The organism is Clostridium cavendishii DSM 21758, from assembly GCF_900141845.1.
GTDB classification, from domain to species: Bacteria; Bacillota; Clostridia; order Clostridiales; family Clostridiaceae; genus Clostridium_AG; species Clostridium_AG cavendishii.
This window is the reverse complement of record NZ_FQZB01000048.1, coordinates 1-1,966: the sequence shown is the minus strand read 5'-3', so window position 1 is coordinate 1,966 and position 1,966 is coordinate 1. Positions and strand designations below refer to the sequence as shown.

Here is a 1,966-nt window from a genome sequence, read left to right as displayed (position 1 = left end):
GGAATTTCTTATGGAATAATAAAATACTGTTCTAATTCTGAAATTAAAGATAAGATTAAGTTTAATTTAAATCCAGAAATATGCTTTAATTATTTGGGACAATTTGATGAAGATATAAATAATTCATTATTTAATGCTTCGCCTTTAAGTTCTGGAAAAGATTTTTGCTTAAATAATAATATCTTATATTCTTTGGACTTTTTAGCAATACTTGAAAATAAACGCTTAAAATTAAATGTAAGATATAGTAATAATGAATATAAAGATGAAACTATAAAAGTAGTAGCTGACAACTATATGATTAATCTTATTAACATTATTAATCATTGTTCTAATAAGAATGAAAGTGAAAAAACGGCAGCGGATATAACAAAGGAAGATATAACTTTATCAGACCTAAAACCATATCTAAAAGACATAAATAATATTAAAAATATTTATGAATTATCACCAATGCAGGAAGGTATGTTATATCATACATTAGCTGATGAAGGATCGGAAGCATATCATAATGCATTAACATTGAAAATAAAAGGTGATTTAGATATTGCTATATTAGAGGGAAGCTTTAATAAATTAATAGCAAGACATGATATCTTAAGAACTACTTTTGATAGTAAAAATTTTAATAAGAATATGCAAATCGTATTTAATGAAAGAAAAACTAATGTAATATATCAAGATATAAGTAAAAGAAACATCAACAAAGAAGATTATATTAATAATGTAATTTTTGAAGATAAGAAAAATAGATTTAATCTAGATAAAGATATGCTTATAAGACTAGCAGTAATTAAAGTAGATAAAGATATCTATAGATTTGTATTAAGTAACCATCATATTATATTAGATGGTTGGTGTTTAAGTATTTTAATCTTTGAATTATTTAAAATATACAATGAATTAAAATATGGATATGATTCTAATCTTCCTGAGGCTGTTCCATATTCAAACTATATAGACTGGCTTAACAGTAAAGATTATGACTCTGCTGAAGAATATTGGAAGGATTATTTACTAGATTATAATGAAGTAACAGAAATTCCATTTAAAAATAGTCTTGAAAAAGAAGACTTTAAAAATAGTGAACTTACTTTTACACTAGATCAGAATATAGTTAAAAAATTAGAAAGAATAGCCCAAAATAGTAAGGTTACAATAAATACAATAATGCAAAGTATTTGGTCCATACTTCTTCAGAAGTATAATAACACTAAAGATGTTGTATTTGGATATGTTGTATCTGGAAGAAATCCAGAAGTAAAAGGTATAGAAAATATGTTAGGGTTATTTATAAACACTATACCATTAAGAATTAAACTAGAAGATAATATAAGTTTTAAAGATTTATTGATAAGTATAAATAAGTCTTTCCTAGAAAGTAATGAATATGATTTTTATCCTTTAGCAAAAATACAATCTTTTAGTGAAGTTAAAGACAAGCTAGTAAATAATATAATGGTATTTGAAAACTATCCAGTTGATGGTGAAGGTTTAAATACTGAACTTCTAGTTAAAAATGATTTACAAATAATTGATTTCGATGGAAGGGAGCAGACTAATTATAATTTTAATTTAATAGTTTGTTACAAAGATATTATTTCGATAAAATTCCAATTTAACGAGTTATTATATTCAACTGATAATGTAGAAAAAATGAAAAATCATTTTATTCATTTAATAGATGAAATTATAACTAATGAAAATGTATTAGTTAAAGATCTAGAAATTCTAGGACAAGATGAAAAAAATAAATTATTATTGGAATTTAACCAAACTAAAGCAGACTATCCAAATAATAAGACCATACAAGAATTATTTGAAGAACAGGTATCAAAGACACCAAATAACATTGCAGTTGTATTTGAAAGTAAGAGTATAACTTATAAAGAGCTTAATGAAAGATCTAACTCATTAGCTAGTATCTTAAGAAATAATGGTGTAGGACCTGATGATATTGTAGGTA

At 23.9% G+C, this 1,966-nt stretch carries 1 protein-coding gene; it reads left to right on the top strand.

Annotated features, from left to right (window positions below; genetic code table 11):
• The coding region (locus BUB01_RS22565) for a condensation domain-containing protein (protein WP_143152563.1) at window positions 1-1,966 on the top strand (1,966 nt) is incomplete at both ends.